General features: G+C 64.8%; 25 protein-coding genes, 2 tRNA genes and 1 other annotated feature. Of the genes, 9 read left to right on the forward strand and 18 right to left on the reverse strand.

Annotated elements, in window-relative coordinates:
- Positions 1–1,403, reverse strand: a 1,403-nt coding sequence (locus FHS74_RS09585; RefSeq protein ID WP_246463035.1) for a condensation domain-containing protein, incomplete at its 3' end; no start/stop codon positions are given.
- Between the two features lie 375 nt (positions 1,404–1,778).
- Between FHS74_RS09585 and FHS74_RS09590 the strand changes: the two genes are divergently transcribed.
- Positions 1,779–3,013, forward strand: a protein-coding gene (locus FHS74_RS09590) for an IS3 family transposase (RefSeq protein WP_184799848.1) whose coding sequence is annotated in 2 segments (ribosomal slippage) — positions 1,779–2,073 and positions 2,073–3,013 — 1,236 coding nt in all. Because the reading frame shifts where the segments join, the coding sequence is not laid out codon by codon here.
- Positions 2,066–2,182, forward strand: a sequence feature (AL1L pseudoknot). It overlaps the preceding gene by 117 nt.
- A gap of 437 nt (positions 3,014–3,450) precedes the next feature.
- On the opposite strand, the gene FHS74_RS09595 is transcribed toward FHS74_RS09590, so the two are convergent.
- On the reverse strand, positions 3,451–6,447 hold the full coding sequence (locus tag FHS74_RS09595) for an autotransporter outer membrane beta-barrel domain-containing protein (protein ID WP_184799850.1): 2,997 nt from the start codon (positions 6,445–6,447) through the stop codon (positions 3,451–3,453).
- 363 nt (positions 6,448–6,810) lie between these two features.
- Here FHS74_RS09595 and FHS74_RS09600 point away from each other — a divergent pair, with 363 nt between their 5' ends.
- On the forward strand, positions 6,811–7,164 hold the full coding sequence (locus FHS74_RS09600) for a hypothetical protein (protein WP_184799852.1): 354 nt from the start codon (positions 6,811–6,813) through the stop codon (positions 7,162–7,164).
- 156 nt (positions 7,165–7,320) lie between these two features.
- Here FHS74_RS09600 and FHS74_RS09605 read toward each other — a convergent pair whose 3' ends face one another.
- Positions 7,321–9,171: a flagellin N-terminal helical domain-containing protein gene (locus FHS74_RS09605; RefSeq protein WP_184799854.1), complete on the reverse strand. Its 1,851-nt coding sequence runs from the start codon at positions 9,169–9,171 to the stop codon at positions 7,321–7,323.
- A 498-nt stretch (positions 9,172–9,669) separates the two neighbouring features.
- Positions 9,670–10,269: an aspartyl/asparaginyl beta-hydroxylase domain-containing protein gene (locus FHS74_RS09610; protein WP_184799856.1), complete on the reverse strand. Its 600-nt coding sequence runs from the start codon at positions 10,267–10,269 to the stop codon at positions 9,670–9,672.
- A gap of 251 nt (positions 10,270–10,520) precedes the next feature.
- Here FHS74_RS09610 and FHS74_RS09615 point away from each other — a divergent pair.
- The 3 genes from FHS74_RS09615 (at position 10,521) to FHS74_RS09625 (ending at position 11,131) form a co-directional block, all read left to right on the forward strand.
- Positions 10,521–10,597, forward strand: a tRNA-Pro gene (locus tag FHS74_RS09615).
- 110 nt (positions 10,598–10,707) lie between these two features.
- On the forward strand, positions 10,708–11,013 hold the full coding sequence (locus FHS74_RS09620) for an ETC complex I subunit (RefSeq protein WP_184799858.1): 306 nt from the start codon (positions 10,708–10,710) through the stop codon (positions 11,011–11,013).
- Between the two features lie 41 nt (positions 11,014–11,054).
- Positions 11,055–11,131: transfer RNA gene (locus FHS74_RS09625), tRNA-Arg, on the forward strand.
- Positions 11,132–11,163: 32 nt separating this feature from the next.
- Here FHS74_RS09625 and FHS74_RS09630 read toward each other — a convergent pair.
- From FHS74_RS09630 to FHS74_RS09685, 12 genes are read right to left on the reverse strand one after another with little or no spacing between them, the layout of a single operon-like run.
- On the reverse strand, positions 11,164–12,318 hold the full coding sequence (locus FHS74_RS09630; protein WP_184799860.1) for a tyrosine-type recombinase/integrase: 1,155 nt from the start codon (positions 12,316–12,318) through the stop codon (positions 11,164–11,166).
- 8 nt (positions 12,319–12,326) lie between these two features.
- Positions 12,327–12,608: a helix-turn-helix transcriptional regulator gene (locus tag FHS74_RS09635; protein ID WP_184799862.1), complete on the reverse strand. Its 282-nt coding sequence runs from the start codon at positions 12,606–12,608 to the stop codon at positions 12,327–12,329.
- Positions 12,605–12,937 (reverse strand): DUF4031 domain-containing protein, encoded by a 333-nt coding sequence (locus tag FHS74_RS09640; protein WP_184799864.1) that lies wholly within the window; start codon positions 12,935–12,937, stop codon positions 12,605–12,607. Before FHS74_RS09640 ends, FHS74_RS09635 begins: the two co-directional genes overlap by 4 nt.
- Positions 12,934–13,179: a hypothetical protein gene (locus FHS74_RS09645; RefSeq protein ID WP_184799866.1), complete on the reverse strand. Its 246-nt coding sequence runs from the start codon at positions 13,177–13,179 to the stop codon at positions 12,934–12,936. Before FHS74_RS09645 ends, FHS74_RS09640 begins: the two co-directional genes overlap by 4 nt.
- The gene (locus FHS74_RS09650; protein WP_184799868.1) at positions 13,176–13,751 is read right to left on the reverse strand and encodes a DUF3850 domain-containing protein; all 576 of its coding nucleotides are present in this window, start codon (positions 13,749–13,751) and stop codon (positions 13,176–13,178) included. Before FHS74_RS09650 ends, FHS74_RS09645 begins: the two co-directional genes overlap by 4 nt.
- A complete protein-coding gene (locus tag FHS74_RS09655) occupies positions 13,748–13,987 on the reverse strand; it encodes a hypothetical protein (protein WP_184799870.1) in 240 nt (79 codons plus the stop codon). Before FHS74_RS09655 ends, FHS74_RS09650 begins: the two co-directional genes overlap by 4 nt.
- Positions 13,988–14,020: 33 nt before the next feature.
- Positions 14,021–14,248: a hypothetical protein gene (locus FHS74_RS09660; protein WP_184799872.1), complete on the reverse strand. Its 228-nt coding sequence runs from the start codon at positions 14,246–14,248 to the stop codon at positions 14,021–14,023.
- 11 nt (positions 14,249–14,259) lie between these two features.
- On the reverse strand, positions 14,260–16,356 hold the full coding sequence (locus FHS74_RS09665) for a DNA cytosine methyltransferase (protein WP_184799874.1): 2,097 nt from the start codon (positions 16,354–16,356) through the stop codon (positions 14,260–14,262).
- Positions 16,353–16,535, reverse strand: a complete 183-nt coding sequence (locus FHS74_RS09670; RefSeq protein WP_184799876.1) for a hypothetical protein — start codon at positions 16,533–16,535, stop codon at positions 16,353–16,355. The genes FHS74_RS09665 and FHS74_RS09670 overlap by 4 nt, the downstream gene beginning before the upstream one ends.
- Positions 16,535–18,430 (reverse strand): ParB/RepB/Spo0J family partition protein, encoded by a 1,896-nt coding sequence (locus FHS74_RS09675; protein ID WP_184799878.1) that lies wholly within the window; start codon positions 18,428–18,430, stop codon positions 16,535–16,537. Before FHS74_RS09675 ends, FHS74_RS09670 begins: the two co-directional genes overlap by 1 nt.
- Positions 18,427–19,260, reverse strand: a complete 834-nt coding sequence (locus tag FHS74_RS09680; RefSeq protein WP_184799880.1) for a BRO family protein — start codon at positions 19,258–19,260, stop codon at positions 18,427–18,429. Before FHS74_RS09680 ends, FHS74_RS09675 begins: the two co-directional genes overlap by 4 nt.
- A 15-nt stretch (positions 19,261–19,275) precedes the next feature.
- Entirely contained in the window at positions 19,276–19,545 is a 270-nt protein-coding gene (locus FHS74_RS09685; RefSeq protein ID WP_184799882.1) for a hypothetical protein, read from the reverse strand.
- 157 nt (positions 19,546–19,702) lie between these two features.
- Between FHS74_RS09685 and FHS74_RS09690 the strand changes: the two genes are divergently transcribed.
- Complete coding sequence (locus FHS74_RS09690; protein WP_184799884.1) at positions 19,703–20,188, forward strand: helix-turn-helix transcriptional regulator; 486 nt, start codon at positions 19,703–19,705, stop codon at positions 20,186–20,188.
- A gap of 551 nt (positions 20,189–20,739) precedes the next feature.
- Here FHS74_RS09690 and FHS74_RS09695 read toward each other — a convergent pair.
- Both FHS74_RS09695 and FHS74_RS09700 read right to left on the reverse strand, forming a co-directional pair.
- A complete protein-coding gene (locus tag FHS74_RS09695) occupies positions 20,740–21,276 on the reverse strand; it encodes a helix-turn-helix transcriptional regulator (protein ID WP_184799886.1) in 537 nt (178 codons plus the stop codon).
- A gap of 331 nt (positions 21,277–21,607) precedes the next feature.
- Positions 21,608–21,796 carry a hypothetical protein gene (locus tag FHS74_RS09700; protein ID WP_184799888.1) on the reverse strand — a complete coding sequence of 63 codons (189 nt, stop codon included), beginning with the start codon at positions 21,794–21,796 and terminating at the stop codon, positions 21,608–21,610.
- A 108-nt stretch (positions 21,797–21,904) separates the two neighbouring features.
- Between FHS74_RS09700 and FHS74_RS09705 the strand changes: the two genes are divergently transcribed.
- The 3 genes from FHS74_RS09705 to FHS74_RS09715 are packed head-to-tail and all read left to right on the forward strand — an operon-like array spanning position 21,905 to position 23,020.
- The gene (locus FHS74_RS09705; RefSeq protein WP_184799890.1) at positions 21,905–22,384 is read left to right on the forward strand and encodes a hypothetical protein; all 480 of its coding nucleotides are present in this window, start codon (positions 21,905–21,907) and stop codon (positions 22,382–22,384) included.
- Positions 22,381–22,590, forward strand: coding sequence for a hypothetical protein (locus FHS74_RS09710; RefSeq protein WP_184799892.1), 210 nt, complete (start codon positions 22,381–22,383; stop codon positions 22,588–22,590). Before FHS74_RS09705 ends, FHS74_RS09710 begins: the two co-directional genes overlap by 4 nt.
- Positions 22,580–23,020, forward strand: a complete 441-nt coding sequence (locus FHS74_RS09715; RefSeq protein ID WP_184799894.1) for a hypothetical protein — start codon at positions 22,580–22,582, stop codon at positions 23,018–23,020. Before FHS74_RS09710 ends, FHS74_RS09715 begins: the two co-directional genes overlap by 11 nt.
- Positions 23,021–23,022 lie beyond the last annotated feature (2 nt).

Genomic DNA, 23,022 nt, shown 5'->3' on the forward strand with positions numbered 1-23,022 from the left:
ACCTGCGCCTCGAACAACGCTGGCACCGTCGCCGGCGGCACCGGATGCGCCGTGTCGTTCCAATCAATCAACAGTTGCCGGCGCTCCTCCGGCGAAAGGAGGTCCAGCCGCCCAACCGGCGCCTCGGGCGAGGACACCATCGCCGACAGAACCTGCAGGAACCGGGCGCAATGGTCGGTCAAGTCCTGATCTGTATAAAGTGCCGCGTTGGCCTTGAATTCGAACCGTAATCCTGCCGTCTCCGAGCGCTGGTAGACGAAAAGCGACAGATCCTCGATCGGGCCGTTCTCAAGATTATGCGTTGTCGTCGGGTGACCCGCGAAGCGCAGTTCGTAGTCAAACGCCATGATATTGACGCTCGGGCCGTACAGGCGCCTTTGCGTCCCGGCCCATTGCAGATCGCGCCGCAACGCCTCGCTTCGATACCGCTGATGGCGCAAGACATGTCGGGCCTCGCCCGCGGCCTGCTTGACCAGATCCCGAAAGGTCATATCGGGGCGGACGTGCAATCGCAAAGGCAACACGTTCGACATCATCGCCGGCACGCGCCGCGCCGCGCCCCCGATCCGGGCCAGCACGGGCAAGCCGAGTATAATGTTATCCGACGCGGTGAAGAGATGCGTATAGGCGGCCATCGCCGCTATGATCACCTGTGGCCAGGTTGCGCCCGCGCTGCGCGCGACCGATCGCAATTCGTCGAGAACGGAGTCTGGCGGATGTAGAGTGCGCCGCACAATACCGCAGGCCGCAGCCGGCGGCCCCTCGACCAGAGTCACGGGTTCCGGCCGATCGGCAAAGCGCGCGGTCCAATAGGCTTGATCCCGCCTGAAATCGTCCGAGACGCGATACGACGCATCCGCGGAAAGGAGAGCCCCCAGCGATCCGAATGGGCTGTCCTCCGGGCGCCGCTCCTCGGCCAGGGCCGAATACACGCCGGCCAAACGCTGGGCAATCAACGCCGCGCCGTAGCCATCCTGGATGATATGATGATAGCGCTGATACCAGAGGTAGTGATCCGATTCCAGGCACAATAAGGCATAACAAAACGCAGGGTCTCTCTTCAACTCTATGGGTCTGCTCAGCTCCGAGCGCATCCAGGATTCGGCGGCGGCCCGGGGATCCGGCGCCGCCGAAAAGTCGATTTTGACCAGAGAACGGTGCGGTATCGGACCTATGAATTGCGCCAGGCCTCCGTCACCCGTTTCGAACCGCAAATGCAGCGTCTGGCTCTCGGATATGACTTGGTCCAATGCTCTTTCAAAGAGTCCCGAGTCGATCGGGCCGTGGATCTCGATGTATTCGGCGATGTTGTAATTGGCTGTGTCTTCGGCAATTTCCAGGGCCAGCCAAATGCCGAGCTGTGCCGCCGACAGCGGTTGGAGAAAAGGGCGAGCGTCGTCCATTATGGATATGGTCCAGTCAATGGGAACTCCACTCTCAATAAATTGAAGAGATTATTGGGGTATTGAGTATACCTGTCGCGAATAGACGCGTCGGATACGCAGGCGCCAGCCGCTCGCGCTCGCCTCACGGGACTCCGAGCGAGCGAGCGTAAGGGAACAACGCAGCCCGGGGCGTGAGACCACAGGCATCATACCCTCACCGTTTTGGTGTAAGTTGGTAAACTATTCTCTTTAAAATGGCATAAACGTCCTTTCGGCTCAACAAGAATGTTGGTTCCCCGCACCGCTTGGAATGAGGGCATCGCATCGCACCCCAGCCGTTAAGTGAACCGCCCCGTCTTTACCGGAGGGTAAAACCCTCAGAGGATGCCCGTCATGGTAGAGAAGAAGAACACATCGCCCTACTCGCCAGAGTTCCGTGAGCGCGCGGTTCGGATGCTGGACGAGCATCTGTCTGATTATCCGAGTGTATCCGTGGCTTGCCGGGAGATAGCGGCCAAGCTGGGATGTTCGGGGGACAGCCTGCGCGTATGGTGGAAGCAAGTGCGTCGCGACGGCGGGATGGAGCCTGGCGCCACCACGGCGGAGAAGGCGCGGATCAAGGAATTGGAGCGCGAAGTTCGTGAACTTCGTCAGGCCAATGAGATCCTGAAGAAGGCGTCGGCCTATTTTGCGCAGGCGGAGCTCGACCGCCCGTTCCGCAAATGATTGAGTTTATTGAAGCGCATCGCGCTGATCATGGGGTCGAGCCGGTCTGCCGGGTTCTGCCGATCGCCCCGTCGACATATTATCAGCATGTCGCCGTGACCAGAGCGCCTGCCAGGGCGAGCGCTCGCGCCCGGCGCGATGCTGATCTGAAGGAAGCCATTCGGCAACTCTGGGAAGATAATCGCGAGGTTTATGGCGCCCGCAAGGTTGGGCACGGCGTGATGCGCGAAGGGTGGCATGGGGCGCGCTGCATTGTCGAACGCCTGATGCGTCAGATGGGATTGAGGGGCGTTATCCGGGGCAAGAAGGTCATCACGACCAACCCGGACACGTCCAGGCCATGCCCCGATGACAAGGTCAACCGGCAGTTCCAGGCTGACGCCCCCAACCAACTCTGGGTTTCTGATTCCACCTGTGCGCAGACGTGGAGTGGAACAGTCTATGTGGCTTTTATCATTGATGTTTTCGCCCGCAGGATTGTGGGCTGGAAAGTGTCGGCAACCATGACCACCCAGTTCGTGCTTGATGCTCTCGAGCAGGCAATTTGGCAGCGAAGGCCAGCGGGGAACAAAGCCTTAATCCACCACTCGGACCGCGGATCGCAATATCTGTCCATCAAATACACGGAACGCCTTGCACTGGCAGACATCGACGCCTCGGTCGGCACCGTTGGCGACAGTTATGACAACGCCTTGGCCGAAACGATCAACGGCTTGTATAAAGCGGAGGTCATCCATCACCTCGGGCCATGGAAATCCATGGCGCAGGTGGAATGGGAAACACTGAATTGGATCGACTGCTACAATAACCGCCGGCTCTTGGCCCCAATCGGCTATAGGTCGCCGGCCGAAGCCGAACGCGCCTTCTATGCAAATCACGACGAGCTCGATATCGCCGCTTGATCTTTGAACCAATCACTCTCCGGTAAAGACGGGGCGGTTCACTACTACGACCTCGGCTGACTTCCCGCTCCGGTTCGACACCGTCACCCCTTCAGGCATAAGGCGGGATCTCCCCAGGTAAGAACGCGTTCCTTCACCACACAACCGACGGATTTACGACACCGACCCTTGATCACGAGAGCTTCGCGGTCTCTGGCCCGCTCGCCCTGGTCGGCACCGCCTTCTATCCGGTTCTTGTCCATCGGCCCGTGGTTGCGCTCCACGCTTCCTCCCCACATTCGGTCGCCCTCATGCAGTTGCGCTTCGCTTCGTTGACCGTGATCAGCTTACGACGGGACTCTCGCCCGCAGGAACGCGCCCATGCTGGGCGCACCAAAAGCGAAGGCGGCCCCCGCAAGGGCCGCCTTCATCACGTCGTCGGCGACACCGTCGCCGGGTCAGAAGCGGAACTTGCTGACGAAGCGGGCATCGTAGCCGATGTAGCCATGGCGGCTTTCGCCACCCAGTTCCAGGCCGATATCGGAGTAACGGTTGCCAGCCTGGACCGTGAGGCGGGCGATGGGGCCACCGCCCACCATGGACTGCGGCACCAGGGTGAAGCTGGACCCGCCGGCGAAGTTGGCGGTGGTGTCACCCGCCCCGTCGCCGAACACCTGCTTCCAGCCCACGGTCAGGGCCGGCTTCCACTGGAAGTCGCCACCAAGCTGGGTGCCGAAGGTCAGGCTGGCCTCGGCATTGCCCTGCTGGCCCGTGCGCGAGGCGATATTCAGGTTGAAGGCGCTGCCGCCGTTGCTTTCCTGGTGGGCGCCATCATAGAGGACGAAATAGTCCAGCGAGGCGTTGGGCCGCACGAACATGAAGCCCAGCGACTGCTCATACCCCAAGCCGACATGGGCATCGCCCAGATAGCCGGTCCAGTGGGCGTCGGCGTCACGCTCGAACGCGGTGCTGTCATCATCCGTGCCGGTGAAGACACGCTTGCTGGTGAAGCGGATATAGCCCGCGTTCAGGCTGGCATTGGCCATCAGCCCGCCCAGCCGGTCACGCCAATAAGTGCCACCGGTGAAGACCTGGCCCTTCACCTGGTTGCCGCTGGACGCGTCCGGATCGTTGACGGCGGTGATCATGTAGGCGCTGGACAGGCCGACGATGCCGACATTCTCCACCGACTTCTCATAGCCGCCCATCAAGGCCACGCCATTGCCGTTATAGCCGGGGCCCTGGTCGCGGTTCTGTGACACGGCGAAGCCCAGTTCCTGTACCCAGGCGCCGCGCTTCTCGTCCACCATGGCCACGGTGGGATCGGCTTCGGTGCGGGCCAGGGCCATCATGCCGCGGTTCAGCAACTGGAAGGGCCCGCCATTATAGTCCGGCAGCATCTTTTCATACAGGCTGCCGAAGGTGCTGGCGCTGGTGGCGTTGAAGAACGCCTCGCCCACCTGGGTGTCCTTGTCGAAGGCGGCATAGACCGCGTTGAACGCGCTGGCGCCCACGGTGATGCCGGCTTCGGCGGCGGAGCGGCGGGCCACATTCACCGACACGGTGCCGGCGGTGGTGTCGGCGGCGATGCTGGCCTTGTACCAGTAGGAAACATCGCCCAGCAGCGTCTGGTCATTGGTGCCCACGGACAGGCTGCTGGCCTTGATCACCGTGAAGGTGGTGCTGTCGGTGACCTTGCTCTTGAAGATCAGGCCGATCTTGGTGCCCGAGGCCAGGGAGGCGGTGCCCGACACGTTGAACAGGGTGTTGGTGTTGTTGGCCGGATCGGCGGTGAAGTCGATCTCGCCGCTGGAGCCGACGGTCAGCGAGCGCATGTTGATGGTGCTGGTGCTGGTGTCCCGCAGCTTGCCATTGGTCACCGTGGTGGCCAGCGTGCCATCGCTGGTCAGGGCGCCAACATAAACCGCACCGCCATCAATGGTCAGCGTGTTGGTGCCACTGCCGAAGGACAGGGCGCCGGTGACGGTGCCGGCGGTCAGGTTGACGGTGGCGTCACCCGAGCCCAGCAGGATGTCACCGGTGATGGTGCCGCTGTTGTTGATGGTGACGCCAATGGTGTTGGCGCTCAGGTCCAGGGCCGTGGCGGTGCCGGTGATGCCGGTGTTGTCGGTGGATTTCGACACCTGGGCCAGGATGATGCCACTGTTGTTGATCAGGCTGACGGTGCCACTGGCATCCTTGATGGCGACGGCGTTGCTGGCCACCGAGGTGGTGGCGCCGGAATAGCCGGTGGCGTACGCCGCGACCGTGCCGACGATGTTGATGCTGTTGACGGTGGCGCCGCTGGCGATGGAAATGGCGGTCGCCGTCGAGGACTGGGACGAGACGGTGGTGCTGACGGTGCCGGAAATGGCGATGTCGGTCACCGTGGCGCCCGAACCGACGAGGATGCCGGTGGAATCCGCCTTGTACGCCAAGGTGGTCAGGGTGCCCGACAGGCTGAGGCCGCCCACCACCTCGACGGTGCCGCCCAGGCCGCCGATCTGGATGCCGGTGGTGCTGAAGCCATTGTAAACGCCGCTGGCGATGATGGAACCGGCCAGCACCAGGCCGCGGGTGTTCCCCGGATAGGCGCCGAGGGCCATGTCGCCCGTGCTGGCGCCCACAAGGATCGCCGGCGCCGAACCATAGGAACTGATGACCGAGGTCGATTCCGCGTACAGACCGCCCGTCGTCGTCGCGGAAATGCGCAGGGCGGCGCCACCCTGCAATTCATCATTGGCCGTCAGCGCCGCGAAACCGGCCGTGGTGGTGGGCCGGGTCGTGGACAGGTAGCCGGTCGAGGTGATGGTCCCGGTGACGTCCACCGCCCCTTCCGTCACGCCGTCCAGCGCCACGCCGACCGAGCCCGTGCCCAACGTGCTGACCGTGCCGGAGATGAGGATGGTGCCGGCCGTGATCGCCGTGGTGTGGATGCCATAGGAATTGTTGCCCGTGACCGACACGCTGCCGCTCATCGACAGGCTGCCATCCATCTCGGTGGCGATCAGGATGCCGGCGCTGTCGTTGCCGCGCACGGTGAGCGTGGCCGAGGTGCTGATGTCACCCGTGAACACACCGGTACCGGACACCCAGATGCCGTACCGCCGCTCGGCCGAGGTCAGGGGAACGGTGGTGCTGATGCTGCTGTCGGTCAGCGTCAGGGTGCCGCTGAGGCTGACGCTGCCGGTATTGCCACCCTTGACCAGGATGCCGGTGGTATCGTCATTGCCGGTGATGGATATGGTGCCGGAGCTGGTGATGGTGTTGCTGCTGTCCAGCGTCACCGCCGTGCCGCTGGATGGGCTTACCGTACCGGTGATGGTGAGATCACCGGACGTGGAGGTCGACACCGCCGTACTCTGGGTGCCGGAGATCGTCGTCGCCGCATGAAGATCGGTCAGGGCGGCGAAGCACAGGGGCGCTGCGGCCACCGGCGCGAGAAGGCGCTTCATTTGCTGAGAAATCCTGCCTGTTCAGACGAATAAGGGCTTTGGGCCGGCTTGGCCTTGGGAACAACCGGCGGCACCGGCTGGAACGGATTGGTCGGGGCTGGAGTTGCGACGGAGGACTGCGGAACCAGGATTACGGCCCGTACGGACCGAGTTACACGTCGCTGCCGTCGAAACCCGGCGGCTTCAGCGGGAAAAAATTCGCTGAACCGCAATTTCCCGCCAATTTGCCGCAGCCTGCTCGCCAACGGCCACGGCTATCCTTATTCGTCCGCGCGGCGGGATGGCGCCCGGGCATTTGCAACTGGCGGGGTTAACCACACCTGGCGTAGAGTTCACGCCCCAGGCCTGCCGGATCACCACCACATGAAGGAACTACGCTGCATCGTCTTCACCGACCGCGAGGTGGTGACCGCCATCACGGAGCGGCGACGCAAGCTCAACGATGTCTTTCCCGAGGGGGACGTCACCAGCCTGGACTACACGATTGATCGCGGGGTCACCGCCAAGCTGTCCGTGACACTGAACGGCGCGGTCAGCGAGTTGGCCATAGCCGAGCAGGAGTTGCAGGCGGCGGTGGTCGGCTATTGCATGTCCCGCAACATCCCGCTGCCGGCGGTGGCCGACAAGGCCCTGTACGTCATCAAGGGACGGGCCACGCTGATGATCACCATGAACTTCCGCAAGCCGGCGCGCCTGGTCGTTCTGGGCGTGGAATGATCCCGGGCTTACCTGCGATTCTGTGCACCAACAAGAAGGGCGGCCCACCAGGGACCGCCCTTCTTGTTGCCCTATAGCCTCCTGCGCCGCCGCCGGACGGCGGTGGGGCGGGTCCCATGGCTGGTAAGCCACGGGACCCATCCCCGCCGTCACCGATTAGAACAGCTTCAGGATGGCCTGCTGGCTCTGGTTTGCCAGGGACAGGGTGGTGACACCCAACTGCTGGCGGGTCTGCAGGGTCAGCAACTGGGCGCCCGCCTGGTTCTGGTCGACCTGGACCAAGCTGTCCGCGCCGTCCGACAAGACGTTATTGAACGCGTCGGTGAAGTCTGAGCGGGTCTGGATGACGTTCAGGTTGGTGCTGAGCGTCTGGCCGGCGGACCGCAACTGGTTCGTCGCGTAGGTCAGCTGACTCACCGCCGCGTCGATGTCGGACCGATCCAGGAAGTTGTTCTGGGCATAGTCAAGCCGCAGGCCCTGACCATCGGTGGTGACGTTGGTGGATTTCACCGTCAGCGAGTTGGTGTTGGTCTCGTTGAACTGCACCGACAGGTCGTTCTGGGTGTTGGCCGGCGTCTGCTGCGTCGTCGTCATGTTGGCGAAGCCGCTGGCCGATGCCGCCTGCATGATCTTGGCGGAGTCGATGTTGACACGAACCGTGCCGGTGGTGAACGACATGGCGTTCTCGCCATCGGTCAGCTTGGCGCTGCCACGATCATTGGCGCCCGACCGGGTGATGGACACACCGTTGAGGTCGGTTGCCGTGACCGAGACATCCACGTCCTTCTCAATGGTCGAGGTGCCGTTGCCCGCCGTTCCCAGGCCCTCCAGCGTCTTGCGATCGATGGTGAAGGACACGACCGACCCGGAGGTGAAGGACACCGAGATGTCCTTCGTCAGGGCGTTGGTGGCGGAGCTGCCCAGCGTGAAGCTGTTCGAGGTGCCGAATGAGCCGCTGGCGGTGATGGTGAAGCTGTTGCTGCTGGCGGTGTAGCCGACGGTGAAGCCCGAACTCTGCAGTCCGGTGGCCACCAGCGCCTGCAGGTGGTTGGCGATGGTCTGCTGGCGGATGGTCGGCGAAGCGTTGGACACGTCGCCCGCCGAGGCGGTGTAGCTGAACGACCGGCCGTTGACCGTGACGTTGAAGGTGTCGCCCTGGTCGACGTTGCCGGTGATGTTGACCTGCGAGACCTGCGGGACACCCGACTTGCCGGCCGTGTTCAGCGTGTTGCTGGCCGACTGGGTGTTGTCAAAGAAGGTGATGGAGCGGGACTCATCGCCTTCGGTGATGACCACCGTGCGGGTCTGGCCCACGGCACCGCGCATTTCGATCGACACGTCGGAGAAGTTGCCCGCCGTCGCGCTGAGCTTGCCGGAAATCTTCAGACCGAACAGGCCGCGGGCGTCTTCGGTCGACGCGATGTCGCCGGCGCTGCCCGAGATGTCGCCCGTGCCGGAAACGCGGATGGAATAGGTGTCCGAGGTGGTGACATTGGTGACGCGGCTGTTGGACAGGCCGGTGATGGAATTGACGGTCGCCCGCGTCACCGAGGTGGCGTCGTAGGTCTGGCCGCTGCCAGCCAGCAGGTTCTTGCCGCCGTAGCCGCTGTCACCGGCCAGCTTGTCGATCTGGTCCTTGATGGCGTTGAACTGGTCCGCCAGCGACTTGCGGGCCGCGATGGAGGACGGATCGTCGCCCAGGTTGGAATAAGCGGACGTCGTCAGGCCCTTGGCCTGGTCGATCAGCTTTTGAATGGAGGTGATGCCCTGGTTGCCGGCCTTGATCGTGCTGATGGCCTGACCCATCGCGTCCTTCAAGGTCGACAGGTCGCTGGCACGCTGGTTCAGACCCTGCGCGGCGAAGAAGGCGGTGGGGCCATCCAGCGCGCTGTTGATCTTGTTGCCCGTGGACAGTTGGGTCTGGAGCTTGTCGATCGAGCTGTTGGTGTTTTGCAGCAACAGCAGGTTGGAACGCATTGCCGAAGAAAGCGCGACTTGAGTGGACATCATCTGTCTCCTTTTGAGCTGCCGGAGGGCGGCCGTTTGGGCCGGTCTGATCCTTCTGGCGAGAGCAAGCTGCTGGTCCCACACCACCGGGAACACCACCCGCCCGCTGCCGGGGGGGCCTAAGTCCCCGTCTCCGGGCGGCGGCCCTTTCCTGCCGGGACTGGCGGAAAAGATCCGTCCGGGATCGCCGGGGCGTTCCGTTGGTATGGGTGCCGTCAACCTCCTCTGATGGACGGTTAGGTTCGGACGGCCATCCGCAGAAACCGTGCCAACAGCGCGGGGAGATATTCACGTTATTGTAAATAAAGGGGTTTGCCGCCGACGCGCAGGACCGGACGCGGGCACAGGGCACCGGGTTGGGGGGCGGATTTTTCCGCTTGCCGGGTCAAATTTGCCGGGTACCCTCCCGGACACACGGACGAGATTTCCGGGTGAATGGCCCCTGGAAGGGCGGTGCGGGGGGAAAAGGCAGTCCGGGATCGCCGGCACGGCGATCTGTCACCCCTCGGTCGTCCGCCAGGCCAGCAGCAGGTTGCGGCAGTCTTGGGCCACCCCGCCGCGCTGCGGCAGGTCGGCCGCCAACGCCGCCGGGAACCGTTGTTTCACGGGCGATGTCACCGCGACATCGATGGCCAGCACCACGCGTTGCTCCGCCGATGGATTTTCGACCTGATGCGGGATGGCGAAATCCCCCGTCCATCCATGGCCGGGTGGATAGGCCACCGCTTCATGGCCGATCCAGGTGGTGGCGGCCGCCGGCACCTGGATGGGAATCAGGATGCGCGCCTCGTCGAGGTGCAGCGCCTGGTTATCGAAATGCCATGGCAGCAGACTGCGTGGCGCCTGGCGCAGGAGGTGGCAGCCGCGAACCTTCCAATCAACGCGGGCAAGGAGGGCGGCCACGGCGGGCATCATGGCCAACGCCGGCATGGCCTGGGGTGAGGCGTGCAGGTCGCGTTCCAGCAGCACGATGGACGTCCAGCCCTCGGTGGCCCCAAAATAGTGACGGGCCTCGGGCGGCAACTCACGATCCAGCGCGGCGAACTCCGCCTGCAAGGGGGCGGGGTCTATCGCCAGATCCAGCGCACCGTGCAGCATCAGCCCACAGTCACGCGTCCTCTCCTGCCAAGGCTGCACCCCAGTCCCCAATCCCGTCGCGCCTCCCCTCCGGAGGTCGCCCCCTATGCCGCCCCATATTTAACGTCCAAGTCCGTTGGCGGCCACGGTTGATCGGGGGAACGACGTGCGAAACGGTGGAAGAATTCAACGCCCGGCTTGCGGTCGGACCTGCCGCTTTCCTGATTGACCAGATGGCGGCAAACCACGTAAACCCTAGCCCTGCATGGTCTCGGGGCGTAGCGCAGTCTGGTAGCGCGACGGTTTTGGGAACCGTAGGCCCCCGGTTCGAATCCGGGCGCCCCGACCATCATCCGGACCGGCGCCTTGTGGCGACGTCCGGGTTTCCCAACCGCCCGTCGGCCCGGTGCTCCGGACGGCGGGCATCAGGTGTTTCGTTCAACCAGGGACGTTCCAGAGATGCAGGTTCGTATCTATCAGCCGGCCAAGACGGCCATGCAGTCCGGCCGTGCCAAGACCCAGTCCTGGCTGCTGGAATATGAACTGGCCACCGCCCGCCGGCCGGAGCCGCTGATGGGCTGGGTCAGTTCGGGCGATACCCTGAATCAGGTGAAGCTGACCTTCGACAGCGCCGATGAGGCCGTCGCCTACGCCCAGCGCAAGGGCTGGGGCTATGAAGTCATCACCCACAATGACCGCATCGTCCGCCCCAAGAACTACGCCGATAATTTCCGCGCCGACCGCCCCCGCGTCGGCCGTTTCTAATCCCCGGTGTGTCGGCCCAGAGGGTCGGCGATCGCCAGGCAGGCCCCGTAGCTCAGCTGGATAGAGCACCCGCCTTCTAAGCGGGATGTCGCAGGTTCGAGCCCTGCCGGGGTCGCCATCTCGCCCTGACGCGTCTTGTTTATCAATGCGTTAGCGGCTGGATTTGTCCAACCTTTTCGAACCCGCTTCGGAAGGTTGGACACTTTTGTTCGATCCGTGTTCTTCCAGGCGTTCCATGGCCCTGGCCGCCAGCCCCTTCTGCCGGGCCGCGCGGGTGTAGTGCGCCACCTGGCTTAGGGTCCTGTGCCCCGTGATGGCGGCAATCTCATGCTCGCTGGCCCCCAGCTCAGCAAGGCGGGTCGCCGCCGTCTTGCGCAGGCCGTGGGCGCTGCAATGGTCAAGACCGGCTTCCCGGCACCAGTCCCGAAACATGTTGCCGAAACTGGCGACGGCGAAGGGCTTGCCCCGCATCGTCACCAAATAGGCCAGGTGCCCGGTGTTGGTCTGGTCCAGGATTTCGCGCAACGGCGCGACGATGGGGATTGAGACGGTCACCGGCTTATGGCGGGCGCCCTTGGCCTGGGTGATCGTCAACCAGCCGTCCTTGACGTGCTGGGGACCCATTCGAACGACGTCTGATCGGCGTTGACCCGTATACAACAGCAGGGCCATGGCCAGCCGCGCCCGCGTGCCTATCGGGTGTTTAGCCTCGAATTGCGCCACCTCTTCAAGGGTCCAGGTGTGATAGCCCTCCCCCTCTTGAGGGAATTTCTGCACGTCGCGCGCCGGGTTGGTCTGCAACCACCCGGCCTTGACCGCGACGCGGAAGAGGTGTTTCAGCGCCTTCAACAGGTTGTTCGCCCCCTCGGGGGTGTCCGACCGGTCGTCGTGCAGTTTCTGCACGTGGGTGCTGGTCATCAGGTGGGCTGGGTTCTTGCCATATTTTTCACACAGGGCGTCCAGCAAGTAGCGCCGCGCCTTCTGTGTGCCGGGATCAAGCTGGTTACGAAAGGCGCCTGTCGCATAGTACCGTTCCACCAGGGCGCGGAATGTCCCTGGCGCGGCTGCGGTTTCCCCTGGCGCGGGTTTGCCCTTCCGGCGCGGCGCGCGCTCGGGTGCCTTGCCCTCAAGGGCGGCGCGATATTGCGCCATGAATTCCGGCGTCCCGGGCGTGGCGGTCAGCAGCACCTTGAGGTGTCCGCGCCGTCGCAGGTAGATCCGGACCTTGCCGTGGCGGTCGACGTCTTCCACCAGGTATTTCAGCTTGACCGTGCCGGTACCATCCCGCAGGCGGAATTCAACCATCGCGCCCTCTACTTTCCAGGCGCCAGCCCGCAATCCACATCCCAGGGGTTCACGTCGCCGGCCGGCGGCACCATCGCCGCCCCGGCCTCATCGGGCAACGCGGAAAAGGCGGCGTCAAGGGCCATCAGGTCCCAAACCCGGCGCCCATCGATCCGCTTCGGCCGGGGCATGGCGCCGCGCTCGATCATCTGATCGAATTTTGTGGCGCTGATCCCCACGTACTCCGCCGCCTGTTCGCGGGACAGCCCTCGCGGTGGAAGGGATGCCGGCAAGATGCCGCGCTTGGTCATGCCGCCCGCCCTCCCCCCTGCTCAATCGCCTGGTGAGCCTGATGGGCCTTGTACCAGGCGAAGGCTTCTTCCGGCTTGCCCAGCTCGCCCGTGACCTTGCGGCGGGCGCGCATGGCGGCGGCTTGCCTCCACGTGATGGTGATCGCCCCCGCCTTGACGGCCAGGGCGCGGCGCGACGCACTGACGTCGTAGTGGTCGCCCTGGTACCAGCGGCGAAGCATGCCGATGCGGCTGGCCATGGCGTGCAACTCCGCCTCCGTGTCCGCGATCATGTGGCACAGGATCATGCGCCCCAGCTGCGCCCGCATGTTGTCGACATAGACGGTCATGATGGCACCCTGGCACGAACGGCGTTCGTGGCGGCCACGTCAACGCATCGGCGGAACCGGTTCAGGGCCGCCTCCCGCTCATCAATGTTGGGGAAGGTGGTCGCCAGCACGCCGCCCACGGGGATGGCCATGACGATCACGAAATCATGGGCGTCCAAGTTATGGCGTTCGATCACGGCGCCTATGGCCTCGCTCATATCCGCCGCCGCGCTGGTCAGGCGTTGTTCGTTCACGGGGGTCATTCCGCCGCCCTCCCCGCCAGTTGCGCGGCGACGCTGATCGGCAAGGGCTTGCTGGTCACCGTCCAATGCTGCGTCCAGTCCGGCATGGGCGGCCGGTGCAGGATCCGGATGGCATTGGCGCGGCCCCTGCCCCGGCTGATCCAGCCCCGTTCCTCCAAGCGGCACAGGATGGCGTGGACGTTGCTGCGGGACGCAAGTTCCAGTTCATCGGCCATTTCCTGCATGCTGGGAATGGCGCCAGTGGCGTCCATGCACTCCGTCAACAGGCGCATGACGGACAACTGGCGCTTGGTCAGCGCGGCCGGCGGCAGGACCGTTGTCATCTGTTCTGGTATGTGCGCGGACGACAGCGACAGCATGACATAGCCTGGGGTCAGATATGGACCAGAGGCGAGGATGTGGGTGACGTGGCGGGTCAGGCGGCGACCGGTGGGGATGCCGTCCCGGCATTCGTGCAACCGGAGTTGGTCACCCACCTGATAGTCGCGATCATCGCGCCGCAACTCCGCCGTTTTCCGCCCCGCCTCCACCTCCGTGTAATGCGCCTCATCGCATTTAAGATCGTGGATCATGGCGCATCCCCCTCTTGGATGATCGCTGCCAGGGCGCGGATGGCCGCCTTGGCGTCTTCGTCCAGGTCTGCGGCTATGGCCTTGAAGTCCAAGCCTATGTCATTCCCTTCCCTGGTAAGGCTGTTGATGAGGCAGGCGACGGCGAAATCGCCATCCTCGACAACAGCATGGGCAATATCGTCCGTATCCGGATAAATGGTGGCGCTGGTGGTCAAGCTGATGCTCGTGCTGGTCATGGCGGAAACCTCTCAATTCAGCGGGAGTGGGGGCTAAGCGAGGGTGTGGCGGACCATCTCAGCCAACGCCTTGAACGGTCCCAACTGGTCAATCTCGTGCTGGCAAAGGGGGCGCTGAAACTTGATCCTGATGGCCGGGTCCAGCGCGTCCAGGAACGCGGCGACAACGGCGGCAGCAACCGCGCGGTCAGCTGGGTTCCCGGCGTTTTCCAACGCTTGGGCGCCAGCATTGACGGCCTGCCGAATGGCGAATGCGCTCATGCCGTATCCTCTCAAATCAACAGGGGTGGGACGTCCAGGGCCGCACCGATCGCGACCGGGCGGACCCAGATGGGGGTGTGGCGGATGGGCTGTTGTTTGCCGGCGCGGACCAGCATCAGCAGCTGAAGGAAGACGTTGCCGATGGCCTCCGCCGCCGGTTCGGGTACCGCGTTGCCGATGGCTTCGCGCCACCGGCTGTCGCTGGCGCCATCCAACTCAAACGGCTCCCCGGGGTCGACCATGCCTTGCAGGGCGGCAAGTTCCAGGGTGGTGAATGGCCGGTGCCATGTGCCGTCCATCGCCCGGATGACGCACACAAGGCGGTCTTTCGGGTCCGGCAAGCGGCCTGCCGGCGCTTCGCCCTGGGCGTCACGCGGATCGGCAACGGACCATGCGCCGTTGTTGTTCTTGGCGTAGGCGGGGATGGCGCGGGTCTGCCCGTTCCATTCGTTTACCCCGTAGTGGCCACCGGTGGTGTAGTGCTGGCGTCCGCCGCGGGCGAATTCCGGCATGACGTCCGCCACGGCATAGGCGCCGTGGCCGGTGGTGCTGGCACCGATCACCGTCCCAGCCGCCCCGTCGAGCGCGACCACGGCATATTTGCCGCCGCCGCCATGGCTGGTGCACGCCTTGGGGTCCGCCACGCATAGGCCGCCGCTGGCCACCTGGACGGCGCACGACACCGTCGGGGCGCTGTCGTCCGCGTCCACCACCTTGTACTTGTTGACGTGGGCGGACGGGGACCAGTTGGCGCAACGCGGGTCGGCCACCGAATGGGCGCCCTGCCCCGGGAGGCTTTGGCCTGAAACCGTGCCCGTCTGGCCGTCCCAGCGGCGGACGCCATATTGCTGGTATTCCTTGCCCTGGAAATGCGGATCGGCGACGCATAGGCCGCCCCCGGAAGGCCGCGCGCCGGCCCCGATGGTGGGCGAGGCCTCGCCCGCCTCCACCACCCGATAGACGTTCTTGAACGGTGCCTTGCCGTCGCGCGTCCGGATATCCGCCACGGCATAGGCGCCCTTGCTGGGGCGCGCGTCGCCGCTGATGGTGCCGGACTGGCCATCCCAGGGGTTGACCCCCAGGAAGCCCGTGCCCTCGCGGCTGGTGATTACGTGAGGGTCGGCCACGTTGAAAGCGCCCGTGCAGGGTCCGGCGCTGCCCGTGATGGTGCCGCAGCTATCATTGACGCCATGGACGCCAAGGGTTCCGTCCCTCCAAGGCCGTTCGGGCATGATGCGGAAGTCGCGCAGCATGCCGTCTTCCACCGCCAAGCGGTTCAGGCTGCGCCAGTCCTTGCCGGCCTCCACGAATGCCAGGCGTACCCAGGTGATCCATTGCAGGGCCGGAACGCGGTGCCCCAGCCCCATGGACAAGTCGCCCGGGGGCGGCAGGGGTTCCAGCACCTTGCCCACGGTCGATAGCGGGCGCATCGGCGGCTCATAGAGGAAGGCCGGCACCTTGGCGCGGTTGCGCGCCACCAGCAGGAAGCGGGGGCGCCGCTGCGCCAATCCACCCAGCCGGCCGCAGCAGTGTTTGGTTTCCGCGCTGGCATAGCCGCCCTGGTCCAGGCGCGCCATGATGCGGTCCAGCATCGAGCGGCCCCGGACGGAAATGCGAACGACGTTCTCGAACAGGATGAACTCGGGGGGATCGTCGCCCCACGCCTCTATCACCAGGCGCAGGCAGTTTTCGGCCAGGTTGTTCAGGGCCTTATACTTGGGCGTCGCCGCCTTGCTTTCAGACAGTAGGCCCGATGCGCCCTTGCAGGGGGCGGTGATGAACACGATGTGCGGACGGCGATACCCCGCCGCGCGGCGCAAGTCTTCCGCCGTGGCCTCCCGCCATCCGGGTGGCGGCAGGCGGCCATGGAAGGCGATGTAATCCTCGCGCGGGAACAGGTCCAACACCGTACCCTGAACGCCCGTGCGGCGTGTGAAGTCCCGGATGCAGGCAGGGTCCACATCAACCCCGCCCAGGGTAACGATCCGACCGCGCGCCAAACCGACACGCTGGCGAGCCTTGGCCATGCCGCGCGCGCCAGCCCCTGAGCCGCAAGCGATGTGGAAGGAGAAGAATTCGTCGTCATAGGGGGTTAGCAGCATGCTCATTCGGCGGCCTCGATCTCATCCGCCACCTGCGTCAGGTCCTCCGCCAGCATGCGGGCGTGTTCGGGGAGGTAGGCTTTCGCCGTAACCTTGCCGCTCTTGTTGCGGTGGGTGAGCACCACGTATCCATTCAAGGCGTCAACGATGGTGCACCCGGGCAGGGGCTGCTGATGGTTGGCCATCACGCACCCCCTTTCAGGACGGCGTCGGCCGCGTCGGCTTCCGCCGCCATGGCGGCGGCGATTTCGTCGTAGGTGCCAAAGCGGAATTCCGCTGGGATGGTGCGAACGTCGTTCGCGTCAACAAAGTCCGCGATGGCGGAGCGGAGCTTGCCTGCATCCCATTTTTTCAGGTCCGCAACAGCGATAGGGCTGGTGAAGCGGTGATGCCGCCCACCCTGGGTCATGCCGATGGTGACGGCCAGCCGACGCAAGCGGTGCGCGTCCAGCAAGGAAAGATAGTGGGTATCAATCTGCCATTGATCCGCCATCCGGGGCATGTCCGCAGCCCAGGCCGCGACCGCCGCAGGGCTGTCCCCACCCGCGACGTTGCCACCGGCATAGACACGGGCCGCAACAAGGGCGGCAAACAACACCCGCAAATCGCTGTCCGGAAGGTCCAGCAGGGCGCGCACCAGGTCCGCCGCCGCATCGGACCGCGCTACGCGCCCATCCTCGGCTTCCGCCCGGACTGGGGCCATGGCGGCGGTGAGGGTTGAGCGATGGGTACGTTGGCTTTCCAGCGCTTCGGCCAACGTGGGGTGCACTGCCCTACGGCTGCCTGGGCTGCCGCTGCGCAGAAGGATGGCCGGGTCGTTGCCCATCATCCCGACGCACGCCAAGACCATTGCCATGCGCGTATGCGCGAATACGGTCATCTGCAACGCCTGGGTCTTCACCCGGTCGACATAGTCGCGGTGCTGGGGGGACATTAGCGATGGGCCCGGCAGTACCGGGGCGGCAGCCATCTGGACGTCACCGCGCTGGAAGGCTGGGGTAGTCGGTGCGGGGTCCGGCTTCGCGTATGCGTGGCGCTGGACGAGGTCTTCCCGTAGATCCCGCATCGCCTGCAGAAAGGGTGGGCGTTCCGGGGCGTTGGCGCCCAAGGTGGTCGGCTGCGGATGGCCCAGCCCCAACGCGTCCAGCAGGCCGCCGGGCTCTACCATGGGCAGCTGCGGCGCCATGGCGGCGGCGTGTTCCGCGATGCGGTCGCGCAGGTCCACCGCCGTGGCATAGCCATCGGCGCCCATCCCGATCCGCATGGCATGATATTCCTGCTGATCCGCCGGCAGGCGCATCAGTTCGCGGGCCATTTCCAGGTTGACGCCGTCGCCGTCCAGCCACAGGTCCTTGACGGCCTCGGTCAGGTCGCGGGCCATCTGCATCCGCAGTTCCACCCACCGGGGGGTGCGGCCCTTGAACATCCGGCCGATTTCGTCCTTGGTCCATCCGGCGGCGAGCATGTCCAGGAAGGCTTGCCCTTCCTCCAACGGGTGCATGTCCTTGCGGTCTATGTTTTCCATCGCCGCGATGGCCAGCACGTCCTTGTCCGTGGCGGGGCGGATGTCCACCTTCATGGCGTGATCGCCCGGCCAGGTACCGCGCTCCACCAGGATGGTAGCGGCGCGCAGGCGCCGTCCGCCGATGAAGACTTCAAAGTATCCGACACTGTCGGGATGCGGGCGCGCGGTCAGGTTTTGCAGCTGGCCCTGCGCGGCCATGCTGTCCGCCAGTTCCTCCAAGGCGTCCACGTCGAACACCTTGCGGGGGTTCAGGGCGCTGGGCATCAGCCGATCCAGCGGGATCATCCGCACGCCGCTGTCCGGTTCCTCCGCCCCCGCCGCCCCCGGGCTGGCAAGGTCCGCATCCCCGGTCAGGTGACCAAGGGTGACGTCCAGCACGGGCGCCAGCTTGCGCAGGGTGTCCAGGTCCAAGCCTGGGGTGGCGCCGCGCAGGACTGCGCCGATGCTGGCGTGCGACGCGAGGCCTGCCGCGCGGGCCAGGGGCCGGATACCCAAACCCTTGGCGTCCATCGCGGCCTTGAGGCGCTGCCCCAGCTGGGAGATTTCGGCGGTCATGGGGTGCCCCCGGCGGCGCCTTCATCGGCTGGCACCCGGAAGTAGGTGGCGATCTGATCGCCTGTCAGCGCCACGCCCGATTGGATCAGCGCCAGGATGGCCGCCTGTTGTTCCTCGTTGCCGGCGCTCATGTGGCGGGCCTGGTAGGGATTGATCTTGCCTTCTTCCAGCGCCCGCTTTGCGGGATCGATCAGCCGCTCGACCATGCGCAGCGAGTATTGCACCACCCGGGGATTGACCCCTGACGCGGCGCCGATTTCGGATGCGGTCATGCCGCCATCCGCCATGCCCCGCCACCATTCCGCCATGTTCAGCGCCGATGCCCCGGGCGCGGATGGAATTTCCGGCGGCGGGCTGGCCGTCGCCAGACCGATATCCCGCCAATAGCGCTGTGCCGCGAGCGGGCCGTGCACGCGCAGGTATGTCACGACCATCAGCCGCTTCCGATAATCCTCATCCGTCAGCACGATGCGCGGCAGGGGGCGCGCCGCTTGCCCCATCTCATAGCGCCCGGTGCGGCGCAGGCTGGGAAGGACCTCGGCCGTCACCCACTTCTTGAAGCGCTTAGCCGCCGGCTTGCGGCTGGTCAGGATCAGGCTGTAGAGGCCGCTTTCGTTGATCACGGTCAACTGCTGAACCTGCGCCCGGGCGATACCCTCGATATTGTCGAGGGTATCCCGCTCATCAGGATCTAAACGCCGTGAAGCGTCAGACGTGTTGCCAATCTCAAGCACACGGCACACGTCGGACAGCACCCACCAGGGGGCGCCCTCGCGATCCAAAACGCGGACGTTGGCGCCTTCAAAGCTGAAGGGAATTACAGCGGTCATTTCTGGTTCCTTGGGTTAGATCGCGCGGGGAGCGCCGCAGGCCACTCGTTGCGCCTTTTCAAGGGCGGCCTTTTCCAGGCCCAGCGCATTGCCGAAGCCCCGGCCCCGCGCGGCGACGCCAATGTGGTTGGCGGCGGCGGCGCGTAAGCGGGGGGTGACCGACGCGGCGCCCGCCAGCTTGTCCAGGTAGTCGAAGCCCCGGATGGCCAGGAGAAAGCTATGTTCGTGGCTCGCGAGATGGGCGTGGCGCCAATACATCATGGTCTGGATTTCAAGGCGGGACATGTTCAGCCCTCCGGGATCGGGAGAAAATCCCCCGGGGGTGGGGCTCACCCCCGGGGAGTGCCCGGGAAGGCGTGCCCCGGGGCCGGTGGTGAACAGGGAGGAAACGACCGGCCTAACAGAAATTGCACAACGCAATTTTCTTGGCAACACAATTTGATTGCATTTCGCGATCCGCCGCAAAATTACATGGCTGCGGCAAAATTGCATGGCGTGCCTTGGCGCCCTCCTAGGTGTTTCTGCCATGGCATGCGTGGCGCGAACGGCGTTCGATTTTCATCATGGCGGCACCATGCAAACACCGCCTGAAAACCGAATTCGCGAGATGCGCCAGCGTGCAGGCCAGACCCAAGAGGAGCTGGCGCACGCCCTGGGGACATCGTCTGGCCAGGTTCACAAGCTGGAAAGCGGCAAGCTGGGTCTAAGCCTGCAATGGATGGTGAGGATCGCCGACGCGCTTGGCTGCCATGCTCGCGACCTCATACCGCCGCCAAGCGGATCTGTCGAAGAACGCGCCGGGCAGCTGACCGAAAAAGCGCAGATCCTCACCAAGTTGGTGGCGGCTGGTCATTTTCGGGCGGCCTCGGCCTTGGCGAGTGATCTGGGCAAGGCGCTAGGCGCCGCGGCAGATGACTTCCCCGATTGATTTTCTGCCGTGATGGCAGGATGACGGCTGCACCATGAATACCCAAGTAGTCAATCTTGGCGTGTATACGTGGCGTTAACGCTCCAGATGCGTGTATTTTTGTGGAAATATCCGCAATCATTGCCGTAGTGTAGGCGTTAGACCGCCACTGGCAGGGAGGTCTCGCGCTTGCCGGCGCGTTACCAGTCAGAAAACCCCCTGACCGACCATAGCCGCATGCTTTCAGTCGCCCTGCCAGGGCGGCAATCTGATCATATTGGCTGTCCGGGTGGTTACTTAATATGAATAAAAGTATACGTGCCCTGCTGTTGCAGCTTGGCGAGACATTGGTTAACTATGTCTATATAAATGTCGACGGAAGCGTCAAAAAAGCGTGGATCGCTGATAGTTATCCATACACCTTGATTGGCGAAGACATAGACCAAATCTTTACCGAAGATTGCCGAACATGGCGCATCAAGGGATTTGTAGCCTTTGGCGGCACTACAACTCTAGTAACGGATAATGGCGACTTTTCCGTGCCGGCATACCTGATGCCGGACATGGGCAATCTAGTGATTATCGGAACCCTGGCTGTCCAATTCCGCAACGCGCAAGTCGGCAGCAACGCTCTCCGCAAGTCGGATAGCCCGTTGGACGTCGTTCTTGATGATGGATCGCCTTAAACGGTCGCACAGATCAAGTAATCGCCGCTGTTCAGACGTTTGCCTGGGTGCCGATGCTGGGGCTTCTTCCCCCAGGTCTGGCGGCGCACCCTTCGGGCCGTCACCTCGCCCCAAAACCATCCAAGCTTCGTCTACGCCGAAAATCGCCGCATATTTGCGCTGTGTGTCCAGATCGGGGGAGCGCTGCCCGCTCTCATGCATGTGATACGTGGCGTACGGTACCCCATGGGTGTCCGTGAACTCGCGCGCGGTGCGGAAACCGGCGGCGATGCGGGCGATCTTGAGGCGTTCCGGGAAGGTGCTGTGCATGTTGCGGATTGTAGAGGCGAAGGCCGGCATCGCAACGGCCTCAGAATTGCTACAGGCCATTGACATCTGAATTGCGTTGCGCAATACGTTGGGCATGGCATACGGCTCAATCATCGAGGCATGGCCCTCTCCCGAAGCCCTGGCGGAGGACGTTGGGGTCACGCGCGGGCGTATTGCCTGTTGGAAACATCGAAAGTCCATCCCGCCGGAATATTGGCTTCCGATGGTGGAGGCGGCGGCGCGACGCGGGCTTGAAGTGACTCTTGAGGATCTGGCGTCAGCCGCCCGCGAGCGTGCCGGGTTGGCCGCGACGGAGGCCGCAGAATGACCGGGAGCGCCCGCCATGCCCGATTTGCCCAGGTCCGCCGGCATGCCGGGCGGACAGCAGCGTCCGGAAGCCCCAGCCACGCCGCTATGCCGGGTGCTGCGGGCGATGCCCGCCCCCTCAGCCCATCCCGGCATAGGGAATGCTCTCCGCCCTGTCGGCCAGGGCGAAAGCGGCCCGGCGCAGAACGTGGGCCTCGAACGGGTCGGCGGCGGTTAGGGACGCGGCGTCCAGCCTGTCGGCGGACCGGGACAACGCCTCGGCCTGCCGGCGTAACCGCTGCATCCACCCCTGTTCACTCCACGCCATTTTCGCCGCCCCTCCGATCCGGTTGAGGCGGTCAGAACTACCACTTGAGCGCGCATTGCGCGCATCACTTCGCGCCTTTGAAAAATGATACCGGCTATGGGGGCCGTCATGACCAAGCGCCGTCCGGCATTGTCATTGGAGGATACCGTCCACCTGGTGGTGGGCCAGCTGCGCATGGAAAACGTGGCGGCCCTGGTGGACCGGGACGCGGCGGTTGTCCGCCGTTGGGCCGATCCGGACAGCCCGGACCGGCAGATACCCCTGGCCGCCGCCATCATCCTGGACCTGGCCATGGTGCGCGCGGGCCAGCCGGCGCCCTTCCTGCGGTACCATCAGATGCGGGTGGACGCGGCGCGGGCGGACGCCCACGGGGCGCAATCGCCCGCCCTGCGCCTCATCGCCACGCTGGAACCCATCGGCGCGGTCGCCACGGAAATCCGCATGGCGACGCACCCCGACGGCGACCAGGGGGAGCATATCACCCCGGCCGAAGCCGCCAGCATCCTGGCGGCCCTGGACAGCGCGCAGGACGAAATGGACAAGCTGCGCCGCGACGTCCTGGCCCTGTTGCCGGGGTTGCCGTCATGACCGCGCCCGCCGCCCTACCCCACCTGGGTACCGCCCTGCGAACGGCGTTCGCGGGCATCCGCTGCGCCGTGATGCGCGCGACCCTGCGGGCCCTGTCACCTGTGACCTGGTGGGGCGCCTTCGCGCTCGCGGCGGGCGTCACCGCCGCCTACGTCAGCTTTCTCCTGGTGTTCTCCATAGCGATGGGGGTGTTGCATGGCCGGTGAAATCCCATTCCGCGCCTACGCCGAACGCGACCTGGATCCCGGCATCAACCTGTTGCTGACCGTGAGCCGGTTCGTGGCGGACCCCGCGCCCTACCGGGCGGAACTGCGCGACAGGCTGTCCACCATGGGTGTGGCTGATGGGCCCGCCGCCACGATGGCCGAATGCGCGCAGGCGGCCCTGGACGCGATGGACGATGCGGGGCGCGCGGCGGAGCGCCCGGCCCGGATGTGGGCCCTGCGCGACGCGATGCAGGCCTACTGCGCCACCTTCCCCAAGGCGCCCGCCGCCACCGACAGCCGTCGCACCACCGGCCCGCGTCCGCCCCGCTTCGGCTCCGGCCGGGGCAAGCATGGCGGACGCCCCAGCTTCGTGGACCGGGCGCAGGCCAAGGATGGCGATGGGGACCTTGATCCGGCGCAGGATTTCTGACC

Origin of the sequence: Nitrospirillum iridis (genome assembly GCF_014205765.1) — a bacterium.
GTDB lineage: Bacteria > Pseudomonadota > Alphaproteobacteria > Azospirillales > Azospirillaceae > Nitrospirillum > Nitrospirillum iridis.